Origin of the sequence: Pantoea sp. NGS-ED-1003 (genome assembly GCF_000738765.1) — a bacterium.
In the GTDB taxonomy this organism is placed as follows: Bacteria; Pseudomonadota; Gammaproteobacteria; order Enterobacterales; family Enterobacteriaceae; genus Pantoea; species Pantoea septica.
In genome coordinates this window covers 50,246-66,585 of the sequence record NZ_JPQA01000012.1, presented here as the reverse complement: position 1 = coordinate 66,585, position 16,340 = coordinate 50,246, and the positions used below count along the sequence as shown (strand labels likewise).

Annotated in this window: 14 protein-coding genes; 7 read left to right on the top strand and 7 right to left on the bottom strand. The window is 60.6% G+C overall.

What is annotated here, in order from left to right; translation table 11 throughout:
* Window positions 1-19: 19 nt before the first annotated feature.
* Complete coding sequence (locus tag JS46_RS20920) at window positions 20-1,474, bottom strand: PLP-dependent aminotransferase family protein (RefSeq protein WP_033755477.1); 1,455 nt, start codon at window positions 1,472-1,474, stop codon at window positions 20-22.
* A 237-nt stretch (window positions 1,475-1,711) separates the two neighbouring features.
* Between JS46_RS20920 and JS46_RS20915 the strand changes: the two genes are divergently transcribed.
* The 6 genes from JS46_RS20915 to JS46_RS20890 are packed head-to-tail and all read left to right on the top strand — an operon-like array spanning window position 1,712 to window position 7,440.
* Entirely contained in the window at window positions 1,712-3,178 is a 1,467-nt protein-coding gene (locus tag JS46_RS20915; RefSeq protein ID WP_033755474.1) for a hypothetical protein, read from the top strand.
* Window positions 3,179-3,196: 18 nt separating this feature from the next.
* Entirely contained in the window at window positions 3,197-4,474 is a 1,278-nt protein-coding gene (locus tag JS46_RS20910; protein WP_033755472.1) for an acetyl-CoA carboxylase biotin carboxylase subunit family protein, read from the top strand.
* The gene (locus JS46_RS20905; RefSeq protein ID WP_033755469.1) at window positions 4,471-5,169 is read left to right on the top strand and encodes a class II glutamine amidotransferase; all 699 of its coding nucleotides are present in this window, start codon (window positions 4,471-4,473) and stop codon (window positions 5,167-5,169) included. The genes JS46_RS20910 and JS46_RS20905 overlap by 4 nt, the downstream gene beginning before the upstream one ends.
* 5 nt (window positions 5,170-5,174) lie before the next feature.
* A complete protein-coding gene (locus JS46_RS20900) occupies window positions 5,175-5,975 on the top strand; it encodes a hypothetical protein (protein ID WP_033755466.1) in 801 nt (266 codons plus the stop codon).
* A gap of 36 nt (window positions 5,976-6,011) precedes the next feature.
* Window positions 6,012-6,512: a YbaK/EbsC family protein gene (locus tag JS46_RS20895; RefSeq protein ID WP_033755463.1), complete on the top strand. Its 501-nt coding sequence runs from the start codon at window positions 6,012-6,014 to the stop codon at window positions 6,510-6,512.
* 16 nt (window positions 6,513-6,528) lie between these two features.
* Window positions 6,529-7,440, top strand: a complete 912-nt coding sequence (locus tag JS46_RS20890; protein ID WP_033755461.1) for an EamA family transporter — start codon at window positions 6,529-6,531, stop codon at window positions 7,438-7,440.
* 68 nt (window positions 7,441-7,508) lie between these two features.
* Here the strand turns inward: JS46_RS20890 and ibpA are convergent, their stop codons facing one another.
* On the bottom strand, window positions 7,509-7,925 hold the full coding sequence (gene ibpA, locus JS46_RS20885; protein ID WP_033755460.1) for a small heat shock chaperone IbpA: 417 nt from the start codon (window positions 7,923-7,925) through the stop codon (window positions 7,509-7,511).
* A gap of 272 nt (window positions 7,926-8,197) precedes the next feature.
* On the opposite strand from ibpA, the gene JS46_RS20880 reads away from it, so the two are divergent.
* Window positions 8,198-8,563, top strand: coding sequence for a YceK/YidQ family lipoprotein (locus tag JS46_RS20880; RefSeq protein WP_033755458.1), 366 nt, complete (start codon window positions 8,198-8,200; stop codon window positions 8,561-8,563).
* Here JS46_RS20880 and JS46_RS20875 read toward each other — a convergent pair.
* From JS46_RS20875 to recF, 5 genes are all read right to left on the bottom strand, one after another.
* Entirely contained in the window at window positions 8,547-9,800 is a 1,254-nt protein-coding gene (locus JS46_RS20875) for a DUF3748 domain-containing protein (protein WP_033755456.1), read from the bottom strand. The two genes, JS46_RS20880 and JS46_RS20875, sit on opposite strands and share 17 nt — an antisense overlap.
* Before the next feature lie 47 nt (window positions 9,801-9,847).
* Window positions 9,848-11,164: an MFS transporter gene (locus JS46_RS20870; RefSeq protein WP_033755454.1), complete on the bottom strand. Its 1,317-nt coding sequence runs from the start codon at window positions 11,162-11,164 to the stop codon at window positions 9,848-9,850.
* A gap of 310 nt (window positions 11,165-11,474) precedes the next feature.
* Window positions 11,475-12,284 carry a sugar-phosphatase gene (yidA, locus tag JS46_RS20865; protein WP_033755453.1) on the bottom strand — a complete coding sequence of 270 codons (810 nt, stop codon included), beginning with the start codon at window positions 12,282-12,284 and terminating at the stop codon, window positions 11,475-11,477.
* A gap of 338 nt (window positions 12,285-12,622) precedes the next feature.
* Window positions 12,623-15,031 carry a DNA topoisomerase (ATP-hydrolyzing) subunit B gene (gene gyrB / locus JS46_RS20860; RefSeq protein WP_033755452.1) on the bottom strand — a complete coding sequence of 803 codons (2,409 nt, stop codon included), beginning with the start codon at window positions 15,029-15,031 and terminating at the stop codon, window positions 12,623-12,625.
* A gap of 17 nt (window positions 15,032-15,048) precedes the next feature.
* On the bottom strand, window positions 15,049-16,134 hold the full coding sequence (gene recF / locus JS46_RS20855) for a DNA replication/repair protein RecF (RefSeq protein ID WP_033755450.1): 1,086 nt from the start codon (window positions 16,132-16,134) through the stop codon (window positions 15,049-15,051).
* Window positions 16,135-16,340 lie beyond the last annotated feature (206 nt).

Sequence of the window (16,340 nt, the reverse complement as noted above, 5' to 3'; positions counted from 1 at the left end):
GCGCCGGTTTGACCGGCGCTCACTCCTCTTTCGCCTCCAGCAGCGACTCCCGACACCACTGCGCCAGCTGACGGATTGCCTGCTCGACCTCTTCATTCCAGCCGAAGCCGGCGTTAAGCCGAAAACAGTGGTCGTAGCGATCGTCGGTGGCGAAAATATGGCCCGGCGCGATGCCGATGCCGGCGTTGCGCGCTTTGAGAAACAGCGCGCGCACGTTGAGCGCCCGGTGCGGCATCTCGACCCACAGCACATAACCGCCTTCCGGCTCCGAGACGCGCGTGCCCGGCGGAAACTCGCGCAGCAGCGACTGACGCATCTGCTGAATCTGTCCGGCCAGCTCGCGCCGCAGCTTACGCAGATGGGCGTCATAGCCGCCGCTGCGCAGCAGCTCGGCGATCGCCGCCTGCGACAGCGTCGAGGTGCCCATGGTCGAGGTGTATTTCAGCGACGCGATCTTGCGCATGTAGTTGACGCTGTGCACCCAGCCGATGCGGATGCCGGGCGCAACGGTTTTAGAAAAGCCGCTGCACAGAATGGCGTTGGGGCTAAAGGCGCGCATTGGAAAAGGCCGCCGCTCGCCGAACGCGGTATCGCCGAAAATATCGTCTTCGACGATCACCACGTCATTCTCATCGGCCTGGCGGGCAATATAGGCCTTCTGTTCGTTGGGGATCGATTTGCCGAGGGGATTGTTGACGTTGCCGATGGTGAGAAAGGCCTGTACCGCTCTGCGGCGGAACAGCGCGGTGAGCTTTTCGACGTCGACATAGCCTTCCGGCCCGGCGTCGACCTCAATCACGCGCAGGTTGAGATTATGCAGCATCTGCAGCAGCACGAAGTAGCAGGGCGACTCCACCGCCACCACGTCGCCGGGCCTGAGCGTGGCGCGCAGCGACAGCGACACCGCCTCAATGCAGCCGTTGGTGATGAGAATATCGTCGGCGCTGATAGTGCAGCCATACTCCACCGCCCGACGCGCGATTTCATGCTTCAGCGGCAGATAGCCGGTGCCTTTAACGGTGTTGCCCAACAGCGCCGGTTTGCTGTATCCCATCTGACGCATCAGCAGCCCGATCTTTTTCACCGGATAGAGCGAGCTGTCGCCGTTCGCCAGGTCAAGACGAACGCGACACTCCGAGCCGAGGATCGCCAGGTGCATCTCCGTCTGTTCATCCAGCGGCGCCACCAGCCGCGGCTGCGCCAGTGGCGTCGGCGTCGCCTCTTTATGCGCCAGACGCGGCGCGACGAAAAAGCCCGATTTCGGCTTCGCCACCGCAAAGCGCTCATCCTCCAGCGTACGCAGCGTTTTCAGCGCGGTAGTCAGGCTGACGCTGTACTGGGTCGCCAGCGTGCGCACCGAGGGCAACCGGCTGTCGGGCAGCAGCGATCCGCTGCGGATAGCCTGCTTAATCTGTTCGGCTATCTGGCGGTAACGACTGCTCTGACTCTCCTGCTCGTCCGTTTCACCGGGCATCTGTTCCACCCCATATCGTACTGATCTGTGCGTATTCAAGAGAGTACATTCAAAGTACTTTAGGCTGCATCTCTTAATTATTTATGACGCGCGGCCGCTCCGCTTTTTGCGTCCGGCGCCCTGTCGTCTGCCTTCGTTCCGGCATTCATTGCTACACCGCTTAATGGCCTGTTTTTCATGGAATCAGTAGGTTCCATGCATTTAAACGAATTTATCAGCCAAAGGAAAACGCGAAAAATGAATAATCTGTCCGCCATGATGAGAGAAATCGAAGGCTATCTGACGCCGGCAATCATCGATTCCGCTAAACGGTGCTCTCATCGTCTGCTTGCCGCGCTGCCGGATAGCGAGCAGCTGTCGCGCAACCGCGTTCTGCTCGCCTACGGCGGCGGCAAAGACAGCAGCTATATGGTGGCCTATGTGCGTTACATTCAGGGGTTAATCTGGCGGCAGCGCGGCGACACCTTTCTGCTGCGCATCAGCACCAACCGCCACGCCGCCATGAGCGACAGCGTGATGGAGAATATCGACCGCGTTTACCGCGCGCTGGCTATTCACCATGACGCCTTCGTAGAGAGCCTGATTGTCGACGGCCAGCAGATTCGCCCTTTCGAACGTCATCTTCCCCTGCCCGAGTCGGTGCGCCAGCAAAACCGCAGCGACGTGCTGATGAACGGCCACCGCTTTCGCGCCGACGCGCGCTCGACCTTCTGCAACGCCTGCAACCTCAGCATGGTTAACTCGTTCGGCCTGGCGGCGCACTATAACGGCGGCGTGGACATGATTATCACCGGCGATTCGCCGCAGGAGCAGACCGCCTATGTCGCCTGGGCGCGGCACCTTTCGCGCCTGTTCGACGCGCCGACGGCGGAGAAAGATCGGGGCTTTCGCGGCTTTTTGCAGACGCTCGACGGCGTGGCGCATCGCTACACGGCCGCTATCCACGGCGAGGCGGCGGTCACGCCTGCACGCCGCATCATGCATCAGCTGACGCGCGATCCGCTGTTCTTCAATATTTATCAGGACACCGCCTACGAAGCCGGCGCGCACTGGGCGCTGCTCAACGACTTTATGCGTTTCCGCTTCGATCCGCTGATGTTCAGCTTTTCCGAATCGGACTGCGGCAACCCGACGCTGATGGCGCACATTCGCGGCCTGCGCGCGGAAACCCTGCTGCAGCGCAGCTACGTAGAAGGCATCCGCGAATATGTCCGCTTTGCGCTGGGGCTGATGAAGCAAAAAGATTTTCCGCCTCAGCTGATCGCCGAGATGGCGACGCGCTATCAGGACGAAGCCGCTATCGAACAGCAGCGCCAGCGCGCGGCGCGCTTCGCCGTCGAGGCGTTCGACCTCGACGAAACCCAGCTGATTTGCATGATCTATTCGCCCTTTATCGCCCAGGGCAGCCAGCTGCACAGCTGGCTGACGCAGCAGCGGATCGGGCTGGATGAAGCGGCGATTCGACAGCTGCTCGCCGGCGAGCGCGACGACGCGGCGCTGGCGCAGCAGCTCGGTCAGCTTTCCGGGCTGGATATCGATCAGCTGCGCCACTGCTGGCAAAGCCGTCAGGTGAGTTCGCTGCTGGAGGGCAAAAGCGCCGATCCGCTGTCGCGCGTGCTGCGCTTCGATCCGCATAAGGCGGTGATTCAGGTAAACCACGGCGTCCTGCAGGATACCGTGACCGAAGTGATCTCCGGGCGCTGATCCCGGTAAGGCGAAGCGATGAGAAAAATTTTTCTGCAAATAGGCGCAACGCGCGACAGCCAGAACCCCTACTGCGAGGTGGCGAAGCGCGACGGCTACTTTACCGTACTGGCGGAGATGAGCGATTTCGTCGACTACCAGTCGCTCAGCCTGACGCTGCCGTTTGACCTGATCGTTCGCCTTGATCGGCCGGAAAATCCCTGGGAAGTGCTGCAGGCCTGCCTGCACGCCGGGCTGCTGGAGCATCCGCGCGTGGTGCTGGCCGGGTTTGAAGCCTACAACGCCAGCGCCGGCCGGGTGCGGGAAATACTGGCTGGGCCCGATGCGCCGCGCACCTTTATCCCGCTGGATAAATATGCCCAGCGGATGGCGCTGAAAAAAGCCTGGCCGCGTTTTCCACAGCCGGAGTTTCGTTTTTTCGCCTCGCCGCTCAGCATTCTCGACGCCCACCAGGCGCTGATCTATCCCTGCGTGATCAAGCCGGTGGACAGCGGCGGCGGCCTGGGCATATGGCTGGTGGAGGCGCCTGAACGGCTGGCGGGCGTGGTGCAGATGCTGGAAGAGACCATGAACTACGGCGGCCGCAGCTTTAGCGGGTTTATCGTCGAAAGCTGGCTGGACGGCGACGAATATTCGCTGCAGGGCGTGGTGCATGAGGGTCATCCGCACGCCCTGACCTGCTGCCAGAAGGTGATCGAACAACATCGCGACGCCCAGGGCGGCGTCAGTTTTTACGAATCCGGCCACGTCGCCGTCGCCGCCGAGACGCTGCCGCCCGCGTTCGCCAGCCTGATGAAGTTCTGCTGCGAAACCTTCGGCTACCGGCTCGGCGCCTTTCATATCGATTTTATCGTGGTAGATGGCGTGCCGCACTTTCTTGAAATGGGCTTTCGCCTTTCCGGCATGGGCGTGCCCAGCCTGGTCGAAGAAGCGACCGGCATCGACTGGGTAGCCGTCGCGTTTCGGCTTGAAGCCGGCGGCGAAATGCCCGCGCTGCGCTTCGCCGCGCCGTCGCGTGCCGTCGGCCAGCTGCGTCTGCGCCAGCCAGCCCAGCTGCGCCAGGCGGAAAGCTGGATTGCCGAACATCGTCAGGGGGCGCTGCTGCCGCCGCTGACCTTTGCCGGCTTACAGGTGTCGCGGCGCTCGTCGCTTTATGCCGATCTGACGCGCCATGCGGGCATACTCGGCACGCTGCGCCTGTCGGCTGGCGGTCGCGACGACATTCTGGCCGTTTTTAACAGCGTGGTGCGCACCGCATCTCGCCTCTCAGAAGGAAATTTATTGTGTGCAGAATGATTCTGGCGCAGGGCGAATTCGACGCGGCGCAGGTGCTGGAGGCGGCGCGCGCCATGAGCTGCGGGGAAACCGCCTGCCATGACGGCCCGATAAAAGAACATCCGAACGGCTGGGGATGTTTGTGGCTGGAGGCGGGCGAGATCCGCACGCTGCGCGGCAGTGGTCCCTTTGCCGACGCGCTGCCCGATATCGATGTCGAACGCATCAAAGGTCGCTTTCTGGCGGTGCATGTACGCCACGCCACGCTGAGTAAAAACCAGGGGCTGGAGTTCGCCCATCCGCTGCTGCGCGACAGCGCAGGCACGCGCTGGTACATGATGCACAACGGTTTTATGCCGAAGGTCTACGCCCGTCTCGGCATGGCGGCCTCTCGCTTCGACTCGGCGGAGTACCTGGAATATCTGGTGGATCGCGTCACGCCAGCCGACTTCACGCGCGACTACCTGCGCGACAAGCTGGCGCAGGTCGAGCCGGGCGGCAGCGCGGGCAACGCGATTTTTGTCACGCGCGACCGGGCATGGGCCTGGCAGTGGCACCCGCAGGATACGCCCTATCCGCACTACTTTACGCTGCACGTTTTGCAGCAGGAGCGCTGCACGTACATTTCGTCTGAACCTGTTCCAACCCTGGGCGACGCCGCCAGCTGGCGACGCATGGCTAACCATGAACTACGCGAAATTCCTTTGGGGGAGTAAACATCATGGCCATTTTTAATCAGATACGCGTGATCAATCCCAACATGTATGTAGAGCGCACCTGGCTGGACGATATCGTCACGGCGCGCGTACCGCTGCTGGTGCTGCGCAACTTCCTCACCGATGAAGATCGCCAGGAGGTGGTGACCGATTTGCAGCGCTGCCGCGAGCAGATCCGCGTGTCGCACTATCCCAACGGCGCGCTCACCACGCTCGGTCCCTACCTGGCGAAACATACCGCCGCGCCGGAAAACTACTTTACCGAATGGCGCGACATCGCGTCATCGCTGCCGCCGTCGCTCGCGGCGCTGCGCCTGCAGATCTATGAGTGGGTGCGCCACGCGCTAAAGCTGGAGAGCTTGCAAACCGCCCATGAACCAGGGCTGGGCGACTACGCCGGTTCCATCGTGCGTTTTCATGCCGACGGCGTCGCCAATCCGCTGCACAACGACAATATCGTCCGCGACGCGGCCGGAACCGGCCTGGCGGTGACGCAGATCCTGCATCAGCTGAGCTGCGTGGTCTGCCTGCAGGAGTGCAACGCGGGCGGCGGGCTGCGCATTTTCAACAAAAAATGGTCGCCCGACGATGAGCGTTTCAAAACGCCAGGCGAGCTCGGCTACCAGAGCGGCGTGGTGATGCAGAGCGAAACCTGCGAGTTCGCGCCGCGCAGCGGCGATATCTACCTGTTTAATCCCGCCTTTTACCACGAGATCGATCGGGTCGAAGGCGATACCCGCATCACGATGGGCTTCTTTTTTGGCCTGACCGACAAAAAAATGAAACACGCGATTGCGTGGAGCTGACGCCCTGCGCGCAGCCTTGCAAGACGAGGAGAAGAGATGACGACATTTGCAAAGATTACCGAACTGCTGGATCGGCACGACGCGGACTATCGCGTGGTAGAACACGAGGCCATCGGCCAGACCGACGCCATCAGCGCGCTGCGCGGCAATGCGCTTAACCAGGCGGCGAAGGCAATGGTGCTGGAGGTCGCGATGCCGGACGGCGCCGAATCGCGCTTTCTGCTGGCGATCGTGCCGGGCGACTGCAAAATCAATTTTAAAAGCGCCGCGCGCGCTATCGGCGGCAAAAAGTCGAGCTTCGCCGCGCCCGAGATGGCGCAGTCGCTGACCGAGTGCGTGATGGGCGCGGTGCCGCCATTTAGTTTTGATGACCGGTTGGCACTGCGCGTCGATGCGCGCCTGCGCGACGTCGGCACGCTGTGGTTCAACGCCGGCGCGCTGGAAAAATCGATCGCTCTTAACGCAGAGGACTATCGCCGTATCGTAGGCGAAGCCTGTTATGCCGATATCGCCACGCCCGTGGCGGTTAGCGCCTGACGGCAGAGGAAAGGTTATGTCAGTCAAAGATATGTTGCTGGCGCTCTGCGTCGTGGTGGCGTGGGGCGTTAATTTCGTGGTGATCAAGCTCGGCTTGCAGGGCATGCCGCCCTTTTTGCTGGCGGGCCTACGCTTTTCCCTGGTGGCGTTTCCGGCGATCTTTTTTGTCTCTCGCCCCGCTATTCCGCTGCGCTGGCTGGTGGTCTACGGCATGACCATCAGCTTTGGCCAGTTCGCCTTTCTGTTTCTCGCCATCAAGCTTGGCATGCCAGCCGGGCTCGCCTCGCTGGTGCTGCAGGCGCAGGCCTTTTTCACGCTGCTGCTGGGCGCGCTGCTGCTGGCGGAAAAGCTGCGCTGGAACCATATCGCCGGCGTGCTGATCGCGACGCTAGGGATGTTTATGCTGGCGACGGCGGGCATGGAGGGCCAGTCGGCCGCAGGCATTACGCTGACGACCATGATGCTGACGCTGGCGGCGGCGCTGTCGTGGGGGCTGGGCAATATCACCAACAAGATCATTCTGCGCAATCGCAAGGTGCCGGTGATGTCGCTGGTGGTGTGGAGCGCGCTGGTGCCGGTGCTGCCCTTCTTCGCCTGTTCCTGGCTGTTCGAAGGAGAAGAGGCGATTGTTTTCAGCCTGACGCACATCTCGCTGCAAACGGTGCTGGCGCTGATCTATCTCGCCTTTATCGCTACCATCGTCGGTTACGCCATCTGGGGCAACCTGCTTAGCCGCTATGAAACCTGGCGCATCGCGCCGCTGTCGCTGCTGGTGCCGGTGATCGGCATTCTCAGCGCCGCGCTGGTGCTGGGGGAGCGCCTCTCGTCGCAGCAGATGCTGGGCGCGGCGGTGATTATCTTCGGCCTGCTGGTGAATGTCTTCGGCGGCCTGGTGAGCCAGCGCCTGGCGATGCGCACGCATCCTTAACGGTGCGGCGTGCGGCTCAGACATAAAAAAACGCCGCGAAGGCGGCGTTTTTTTCTCGTTGATTCTGATTAGTTCAGAATTTCAATCCGGCGCGGTTTCGCCTCTTCAGGGACGATGCGTTCCAGATCGATGCTCAACAGGCCATTTTCCAGTCGCGCGTCGCGTACCACAATGTGGTCGGCCAGCTGGAATTTGCGCTCGAAGTTGCGTTCGGCAATACCCTGGTAGAGATATTTGCGTTCGGTCTGCTCTTCAGGATGCGCGCCACGCACGATCAGGACGTTATCGTGAGCGGTAATATCCAGTTCGTTCTGGGCAAAGCCCGCCACCGCGATGGTGATGCGATAGTGGTTTTCGCTAACCAGTTCGACGTTATACGGAGGATAGCCGCCGTTGCTCTGGTTCTGGTTGGACTCCAGCAGGTTAAACAGGCGATCGAAACCGATAGCAGAGCGATAAAGTGGAGCAAGATCAAAATTACGCATGGAATGACTCCTGATATTCAGCAAGTTTTGGCAACCTTCCACCATGGACAGGTTGTGCGGCGCCCCGATGTCCGAGCGCGTCCGTAGCTTAAAAATGGGTATGCTCAGACCGGTTTCAAGAGGCGAAACGCAATTTTTTTCGCCAATCAGCTGAAGTGGCATACACTCAGGAGACCTTTCGTCTGACATAGCGCACCTCGCCGTAGAGTGAGGACGTAAGCGGACAAGCTAACTCAGCCGGGGCGGTCGCCACAGTTGAAGGGATGATGAAGATGAAATTATTGAAGGCATTTCCTCTGGCAGGCGCACTGGCCTGCTGCACCTTTGCGCTTGCAGGATGTTCCAGCGTTATGTCGCATACCGGCCCGAATCAGGGCTACTATCCGGGCACGCGCGCCAGCGCCGATATCCTGGTAGACGATAACAGCAGCTGGGCGCTTAAGCCGCTGGCGCTGATCGATCTGCCCTTTTCCGCCGTACTGGATACGCTGCTGCTGCCGTGGGACTACGCGCGCAGCGACGACGACAAATCAATCGACTCCCCGCGTGAGCGCATTCTTCAGAGCGAAAAGCTAAACCACACGCAGGAGAATCTGGCGCAGGCCGCGCCTTATCCTTTAGCTACGCCGACACAGTAAAGAGCTGTCGCCAGCCGTCGACCTCTCGCATAAAGGCGATCAGCCGCCCGTCCGGCGACCAGACGACTGCGTCGCCGCTCGGCGGCTGTTCGCTGCGTTCGGTGAGCGGCTGACAGACGCCGCTCTCGATATCGCAGCGCATCACCTGATTGTCGCTGATAAAGGCGACGGCCGTGCCCTGCGGATGCCAGCTAAACGCCGACTGCACCGAATGCGCCAGCCGCGTGACCTGACGCACCGCGCCGCCGTTGGGCGACACCGTCCAGAGCTGCACCACATCCTGTTCGTCCGCCATTAAAAAGGCGATGGCGCTGCCGTCTGGCGCGCTGCGCAGCCAGTGACGCGGCTGCTGGGCAAGCCCGCGCGTCGTAAAGGTCAGCCGGCGCTGTCGCACGCCGGCAGGCGGCGCAGGCAGGCTGCTCTCCGTCCCCTCCAGCGGTTCGTCGCCCGGCATGGCGTACGCCTCCAGCGCCTCCGGCAGATCGACAACAAAAACTTCCGGCTGCTTTTCGCCAGCGGCGGAGATCGTGTCGCCGATAAAGGCGATAGCCCAGCGCTGCCAGCTGCCGTCCGGCTTCTGGTAGCCGCGCGCGCCGATCCAGCCCTCTTCATAGGCGCGGTTAATCTCGTCGCTGCCCGGACGCGGCGCTGCGATGGTGCGACTGACCAACACGCAAAAGTGGCTGCCGCTGTATTCGCGCGGATGCTGTTGGATCGGCGCGACCGCGCGCAGCGGCAGCGCGATGCCGACGTTGCGCAGATCCTCTTTCGGGTCCCTCTCGTGCATCACATGATCGTTATAGGTGAAGCTGACGCGCGTGCCGTCCGGACTGTAGAGATGCACATGCGAGCCGCCGCGCAGCGCGCCGGGCGTAAAGGGCGGCGTGATGTCGCAGGCGTCGAGGTTTTGCGCACGGCCGTTTTGCACGATGACGCCGCGCCGGTGATGAAAATCGTAGTGCCAGCTCTCGTCAGGATGTTCCGGGCCGTGAATGCAGAGATAGCGCGGCGGCAAATTCGGACTGACGGTTACGACGCCCACATGCGCGCCGTCGGTCGCGCGATAGAGCACCTCGACCTCGCCGGTCTGCACATTGACGCGCTCAATGGTGTCACTGGTAAAAGAGGCGCCCGACGGACGCACGTCGAAGGCCAGCCACTGGCTGTCGGCGGTCCAGACGTTGCTGTTGGTCAGCTGGTGATGCCGCGGGTTAAAGGTGATCTGTTTTTCGCGCATAGGGCAACCTGACTAAAAATGTTGCCCCACACGCTACGCCAAAAGCGTTAAAGATGCAGCTTCGATTTCGGCTGCGGCGCGGCAACGCCCTCGATCGCCCGTTTACGCCCAACTAACAGCCCGAGCGCGCCGCCAAGGATGAGCGCGCCTGCCACGATCAGCAGGCCGTCGTTATAGCTGTTGGTCGCGTCTTTGATGCGCCCCATGACCGGCGGAAAAGCCAGCCCGGCGATATTCGCCACCGCATTAATCAGCGCCACCGACGCGGCGCCCGCTACGCCGGAGACCGTTTCGGTGGTCACCGCCCAGAATACCGGCGTGATGGCCCAGTTCAGGCCGACCATCAGCACCAGCAGCAGATAAGCCATCCACTGTTGCGGCGCCGCCAGCGCCGCCAGCAGCAGCAGGCCCGCTGCCATCAGCGGCAAGCCGAGATGGCGCGCTCGTTCGCCGGTGCGATCGGAATGGCGGCCGTTAAGGTACATAAAAATGCAGGCGAAGAGAAAAGGCACCGCCGACAGCAGGCTAACCGTCAGGTTGCTGCGCTCCGCCGCAACCGCTTTAACGATCATCGGCAGAAACAGCGTAATGCCGATGGTACCGAAAGCCTGCAACAGCCACAGCAGGCTGAGCATCCAGACGCGCCGGCTTTTTAGCGCCACGCGCCAGTTATGATCGCGTATCGCCGAGTGCTGCTCGTCGCGCGCCAGCGTCTGTTGCAGGTAGCTGCGCTGTTCCGCCGTTAGCCAGCGCGCATTAGCTGGCGCGTCGTCGAGATAGAACCAGGTGACGATGCCCAGCGCGAATGCCGGAATGCCTTCCAGCAGGAAGAGCCAGCGCCAGCCTTCGACGCCCAGCATGCCGTGCAGATTCAGCAGGCTGCCGGAGAGCGGCAGGCCGATCACCGACGCCAGCGCCGCGCCGATATAAAACAGCGACATGGCGCGCGCGCGGTCGCTGCGCGGATACCAGCAGCTCAGGTAGAAAATAATGCCGGGCGTAAAGCCCGCCTCCGCCGCGCCGAGCAAAAAGCGCATTACGTAGAGCTGCGTCGGCGTCTGCACCAGGCTCATGCCCGCGGCGATAATGCCCCAGCTCACCATGATGCGCGCGATCCAGCGCCGCGCGCCGACGCGCGTCAACAGCACGTTGCTCGGCACTTCGAAGATGATGTAGGTGACATAGAAAATACCGGCGGCAATGCCGTACATTTCGGCGGTCATCGCCAGATCGGCGTTCATTTGCAGCGCGGCGACCGAGATATTGGCGCGGTCGATATAGGCAATGAGATAAAGCACCATGATAAAAGGCATGATGCGCAGGTTCATTTTCTTAATGGTGCTGAGGTGAAGAGAGTTGTTCATCGCAAGATCCTCAGTTCGGATAGCGTAGCAGCAATTAACCGTTTGATTCTAAAGTGTTAAATTGTTATGCCGCAGCCTGTGGCGACAGGGCATCGCCTGTACAGCTGCGTTCGATCATCAGCGCTGCGACGCTGCGCGACCGACCTTTACTAGCGAATTGATTTCAGCTGATAAGAGTGAGGCTGATTGTAGTACTCATAAATAAATTTGTACTACAATGGAGATCACAAAACAGACAATGCGAGCCAGCTGGCCCGCCTTGAAAGTAAAAAGTGTGAGGCTGGACGGCGGAATGCCATCCAGAAGGGAGTTAAAGCACCAGCTCTTCGATAGCGTGCGCGACACCATCTTCCATATTGGTTTTGGTGACGAACTGCGCTATCTGCTTAACGGAGTCGATAGCGTTGCCCATCGCGACGCCCGTGCCGGCGTACTCGATCATCGCCAGGTCGTTCTCCTGATCGCCAATCGCCATCACCTCGTCGCGCGCCAGACCCAGCTTCTCCGCCAGCATTTTAACGCCCTGCCCTTTGTTGACGCGGCGATCGAGGATCTCCAGGTAATAAGGCGCGCTCTTGAGAATGGTGTAGTTCTGCTGCGCTTTGGCGGGCAGACGCTGAATCGCACTATCCAGCAGATCGGGTTTGTCGATCATCATCAGCTTGGGAAAACGCGTGGCGCGGTCCATCTCTTCCACGGCGCGATAGCGCACTGGAATGCCGGTCAGGCTCGCCTCATGAATGGTGTATTCGCTGAGATCTTTGTTCGGCGTATAGAGCGAGGATTTGTCGAACGCCTGGAAATGGACGCCCAGCTCGCGCGACAGTTGTTCAATGTAGAGATAGTCGTCAAAACCCAGCGTGATTTCCGCCACGCACTCGCCATCTTTCGCCTGCTGCACCAGCGCGCCGTTGTAGCTGATGCAGTACTGACCGTCGTCGACCAGGCCGAGCTCCATCAGGTAGCGCTGGATCCCTACGTATGGACGACCGGTCGCCAGCACCACGGCAACGCCTTTTTTATGCGCGCGATCGATAGCCGATTTAACGCCAGCGGTGATCTCGTGCTGCGGGTTAAGCAGCGTGCCGTCCATATCAATTGCAACCAGTTTAATCGCCATAGCTTCCTCGTTGAGTCAGGGTTTGGCTTAAATGCTAGCGCGATTCAGCTCACTATGACCAGTTTCGCGGCATTTCAGGCATAAAAAAACCCTTCCGGATGGGAAGGGTTTGCAAGCTGGGGCCGGCGTGGGTGACTGGAACCGATCGCAAAGTCGCTGTTCGTCATCCCTGACCGCTCGGCCCGCGCAAATACGCGCCTCTTCCTGAGGCGCGCCCGTAAACGGGCCAACGCGCTGCGTTGTTCAAAAACGCTCCCGGCGTTTTTGTCCTTGTCGCAGGACGCTTTGCTCTTCGGTTCCAGTCACCCACGCTTTAGCTTTAGTCGTCGTCTGTTGGCTTAAATATCGATATTCGCCGCTTTCAGGGCGTTCTCTTCGATAAAGGCGCGGCGCGGCTCAACCGCATCGCCCATCAGCGTGGTGAAGAGCTGATCGGCGGCGATAGCGTCCTTGATGGTGACGCGCAGCATGCGACGGCTGTCCGGATCCATCGTGGTTTCCCACAGCTGCTCGGCGTTCATCTCGCCCAGACCTTTGTAACGCTGTACCGACAGACCGCGACGCGACTCTTTCACCAGCCATTCGATGGCCTGCTCAAAGCTGTCGACCGGCTGACGGCGCTCGCCGCGCTCGATGTAGGCGTCTTCCTCAATCAGGCCGCGCAGCTTCTCGCCCAGCGCGTTGATTTTACGGTACTCCGGTCCCTGAACGAACTCGGCGTCCAGCGTATAATCGGTGTCGACGCCGTGCGTGCGCACGCGCAGAACCGGTTCGAAGATGTTCTGCTCGCGGTTTTCGCGTACCTGAGCGACATAGCTGCTACCGTGCGTTTCGCGCTCGGCCAGGAAAGCCACCAGCGCGTCCAGCCAGGCCTGAACCTCAGCCTCGTTGCTCAGATCGCTCAGCGTTGGGTGATAAACCAGCGCGCGCAGCAGCGCAACCGGATAGCGGCGTTCCATACGCTTGATCATCTTCTGCGTGCTGTTGAACTCCGCGACCAGATTTTCCAGCGGCTCGCCGCCCAGCGCCGGCGCGCTGGCGTTGGTGTGCAGCGTCGCGCCGTCCAGGGCGATGGCGATCTGATACTGATCCATCGCTTCATCGTCTTTGATGTACTGCTCCTGCTTGCCTTTCTTCACCTTGTAGAGCGGCGGCTGCGCGATATAGACGTGGCCGCGCTCGATGATTTCCGGCATCTGACGATAGAAGAAGGTCAACAGCAGCGTACGGATGTGCGAGCCGTCGACGTCCGCATCGGTCATGATGATGATGCTGTGATAGCGCAGCTTGTCCGGGTTGTATTCGTCACGGCCGATGCCGCAGCCCAGCGCGGTGATCAGCGTCGCCACTTCCTGCGAAGAGAGCATCTTGTCGAAACGCGCTTTCTCTACGTTAAGGATTTTACCCTTCAGCGGCAGAATCGCCTGGTTCTTACGGTTACGACCCTGTTTGGCCGAACCGCCTGCGGAGTCACCCTCCACCAGGTAGATTTCAGAGAGCGCCGGATCGCGTTCCTGGCAATCCGCCAGCTTGCCCGGCAGACCCGCCAGGTCGAGCGCGCCCTTACGACGCGTCATTTCGCGAGCGCGACGGGCCGCTTCACGGGCGCGGGCGGCGTCAATGATCTTGCCGACGACAATTTTGGCGTCGCTCGGGTTTTCCAGCAGGTACTCGCTCAGCAGTTCGTTCATCTGCTGTTCCACCGCCGATTTCACCTCGGACGAGACCAGCTTGTCTTTGGTCTGCGAAGAGAACTTCGGATCCGGCACTTTAACCGATACAACCGCGACCAGGCCTTCGCGGGCGTCGTCGCCGGTGGCGCTGACTTTCGCTTTCTTGCTGTAGCCCTCTTTGTCCATATAGGCGTTCAGGGTACGCGTCATCGCCGCGCGGAAGCCCGCGAGGTGCGTACCGCCGTCGCGCTGCGGAATGTTGTTGGTGAAGCAGTAGATGTTCTCCTGGAAGCCGTCATTCCACTGCAGCGCCACTTCCACGCCAATGCCGTCTTTCTCGGTGGAGAAATAGAACACATTCGGATGGATAGGGGTTTTGTTCTTATTCAGGTATTCGACAAACGCCTTAATGCCGCCTTCGTAGTGGAAGTGATCGGCTTTGCCGTCACGCTTGTCTTCCAGACGAATTGATACGCCGGAGTTCAGGAACGAGAGTTCGCGCAGGCGCTTCGCCAGAATGTCGTATTCGAACTCGACAACGTTGGTGAAGGTTTCGTGGCTCGGCCAGAAACGCACGCGGGTGCCGGTCAGATCGGTTTCGCCGGTGACGTTCAGCGGTGCCTCAGGCACGCCGTGCACGTAAGTTTGCTGGTGCACTTTGCCTTCGCGACGAATGGTCAGCTCCAGCTTCTGCGACAGGGCGTTCACGACCGAGACGCCCACGCCGTGCAGACCGCCCGACACTTTATAGGAGTTGTCGTCGAACTTACCGCCTGCATGCAGCACGGTCATGATCACTTCGGCAGCGGAAACGCCCTCTTCTTCGTGAATGCCGGTGGGAATGCCACGGCCATCATCCTGAACGGAAACGGAATTATCGGCATGAATGGTCACGACGATATCACTACAGTGACCGGCGAGCGCTTCGTCGATTGCGTTATCCACGACCTCGAATACCATGTGGTGCAGACCGGTGCCGTCATCCGTATCGCCGATATACATACCCGGACGTTTGCGTACCGCATCCAGCCCTTTCAGAACTTTGATACTTGAGGAGTCATAAGAATTCGACATCAACGTTTCTCGCTCATTTAATCTTCAGGTTGAACCGCTATTTTACCCTGTTCCACGCGGAACATCTTGCCCTTTTCGTCACTCATATCGATGACATGATCGGTGGCGATAGCGCTGACAAACACCTGAGCCTGCGTGGCTTTCAGTCGTTGCGCCAGCAGGCGCCGACGGCTGTCGTCCAGCTCGGAGGCGAAGTCATCAATCAGGTAAAGACAGCGGCGTCCGCTCTGGCGCGTCAGGAACTCGCCCTGCGCCAGACGCAATGCACACATCAATAGTTTTAACTGGCCGCGCGACAGCAGATCTTCGACCGGCGTGCCGTCGGCGCGAATGCGGAAATCCGCTTTATGCGGGCCGCTGGCGGTGTAGGTCAGCGCGCGGTCGCGCTCGAAATTGCGCTCCAGCAGATCGCCGTAGGCGCTCTCTTTATCCCAGCCGCGCTGGAAAGAGAAATTCAGCGCGAACTCCGGCAAAAACTGCCCGCAGGTGGCGACGATCTCCGCCGAAATGGCTTCGCTGTATTCCGCGCGCCACTGGCTGATCTGTTCCGCCAGCGGCACCAGCTCCTGATCCCAGGCGCGGATTTGGCTGTAGCGCGTGACCTGGCGCAGCGCGGCGTTGCGCTGCTTCAGCAGGCGCCGCAAATTGCTCCAGGCGTTGAAGAAACCGGGCGTGTTGTGAAAACAGCCCCAGTCGACATAGGCTCTACGGTATTTGGGGCCGCCGTTGAGCAAAGTAAACCCCTCGGGGGTAATTAACTGCATCGGCAGCAGCTGCGCCAGCTCTGCGACTTTATGGCCGTCGCTGCCGTCGATACGCACCTTGCTGTCGCCCGCGCGGTTTTTGGTCAGACCGATCGAAATCTCCCGCTCGCTGCCCTCAATGCGGCCGTGCAGCACAAAGGCGGCTTCGTCGTGGCGGATCACGCGCCCCGCCTGCAGGCTGCGAAACGCGCGGCCATGACCAAGCGTGTAGATCGCCTCCAGCACGCTGGTTTTGCCGCTGCCGTTCGCGCCGACCAGGAAATTAAACCCCGGCGCCAGCGCCAGATCGGCCTGCTCGATATTACGAAAGTCTTTGATAAGGAGGCGGGTTAAAGCCATGAATCAGTCCAGCGTGAAGGCATTTAAGAAGTGTCGCTATTAGGCGATCCAGACCGTAAACGGCGACGCCGACAGCCTCACCATCACCAGGCCGTCGGCGTCGCCGCTAATTTGCGTCCGGCCAGCGCGCAGGCCCTGGGAGCATACTAAAGTATGTGACCAGGGACGAGCACTGCCCGGACGTAAAGTAGCAAGTAAGCCAGGCC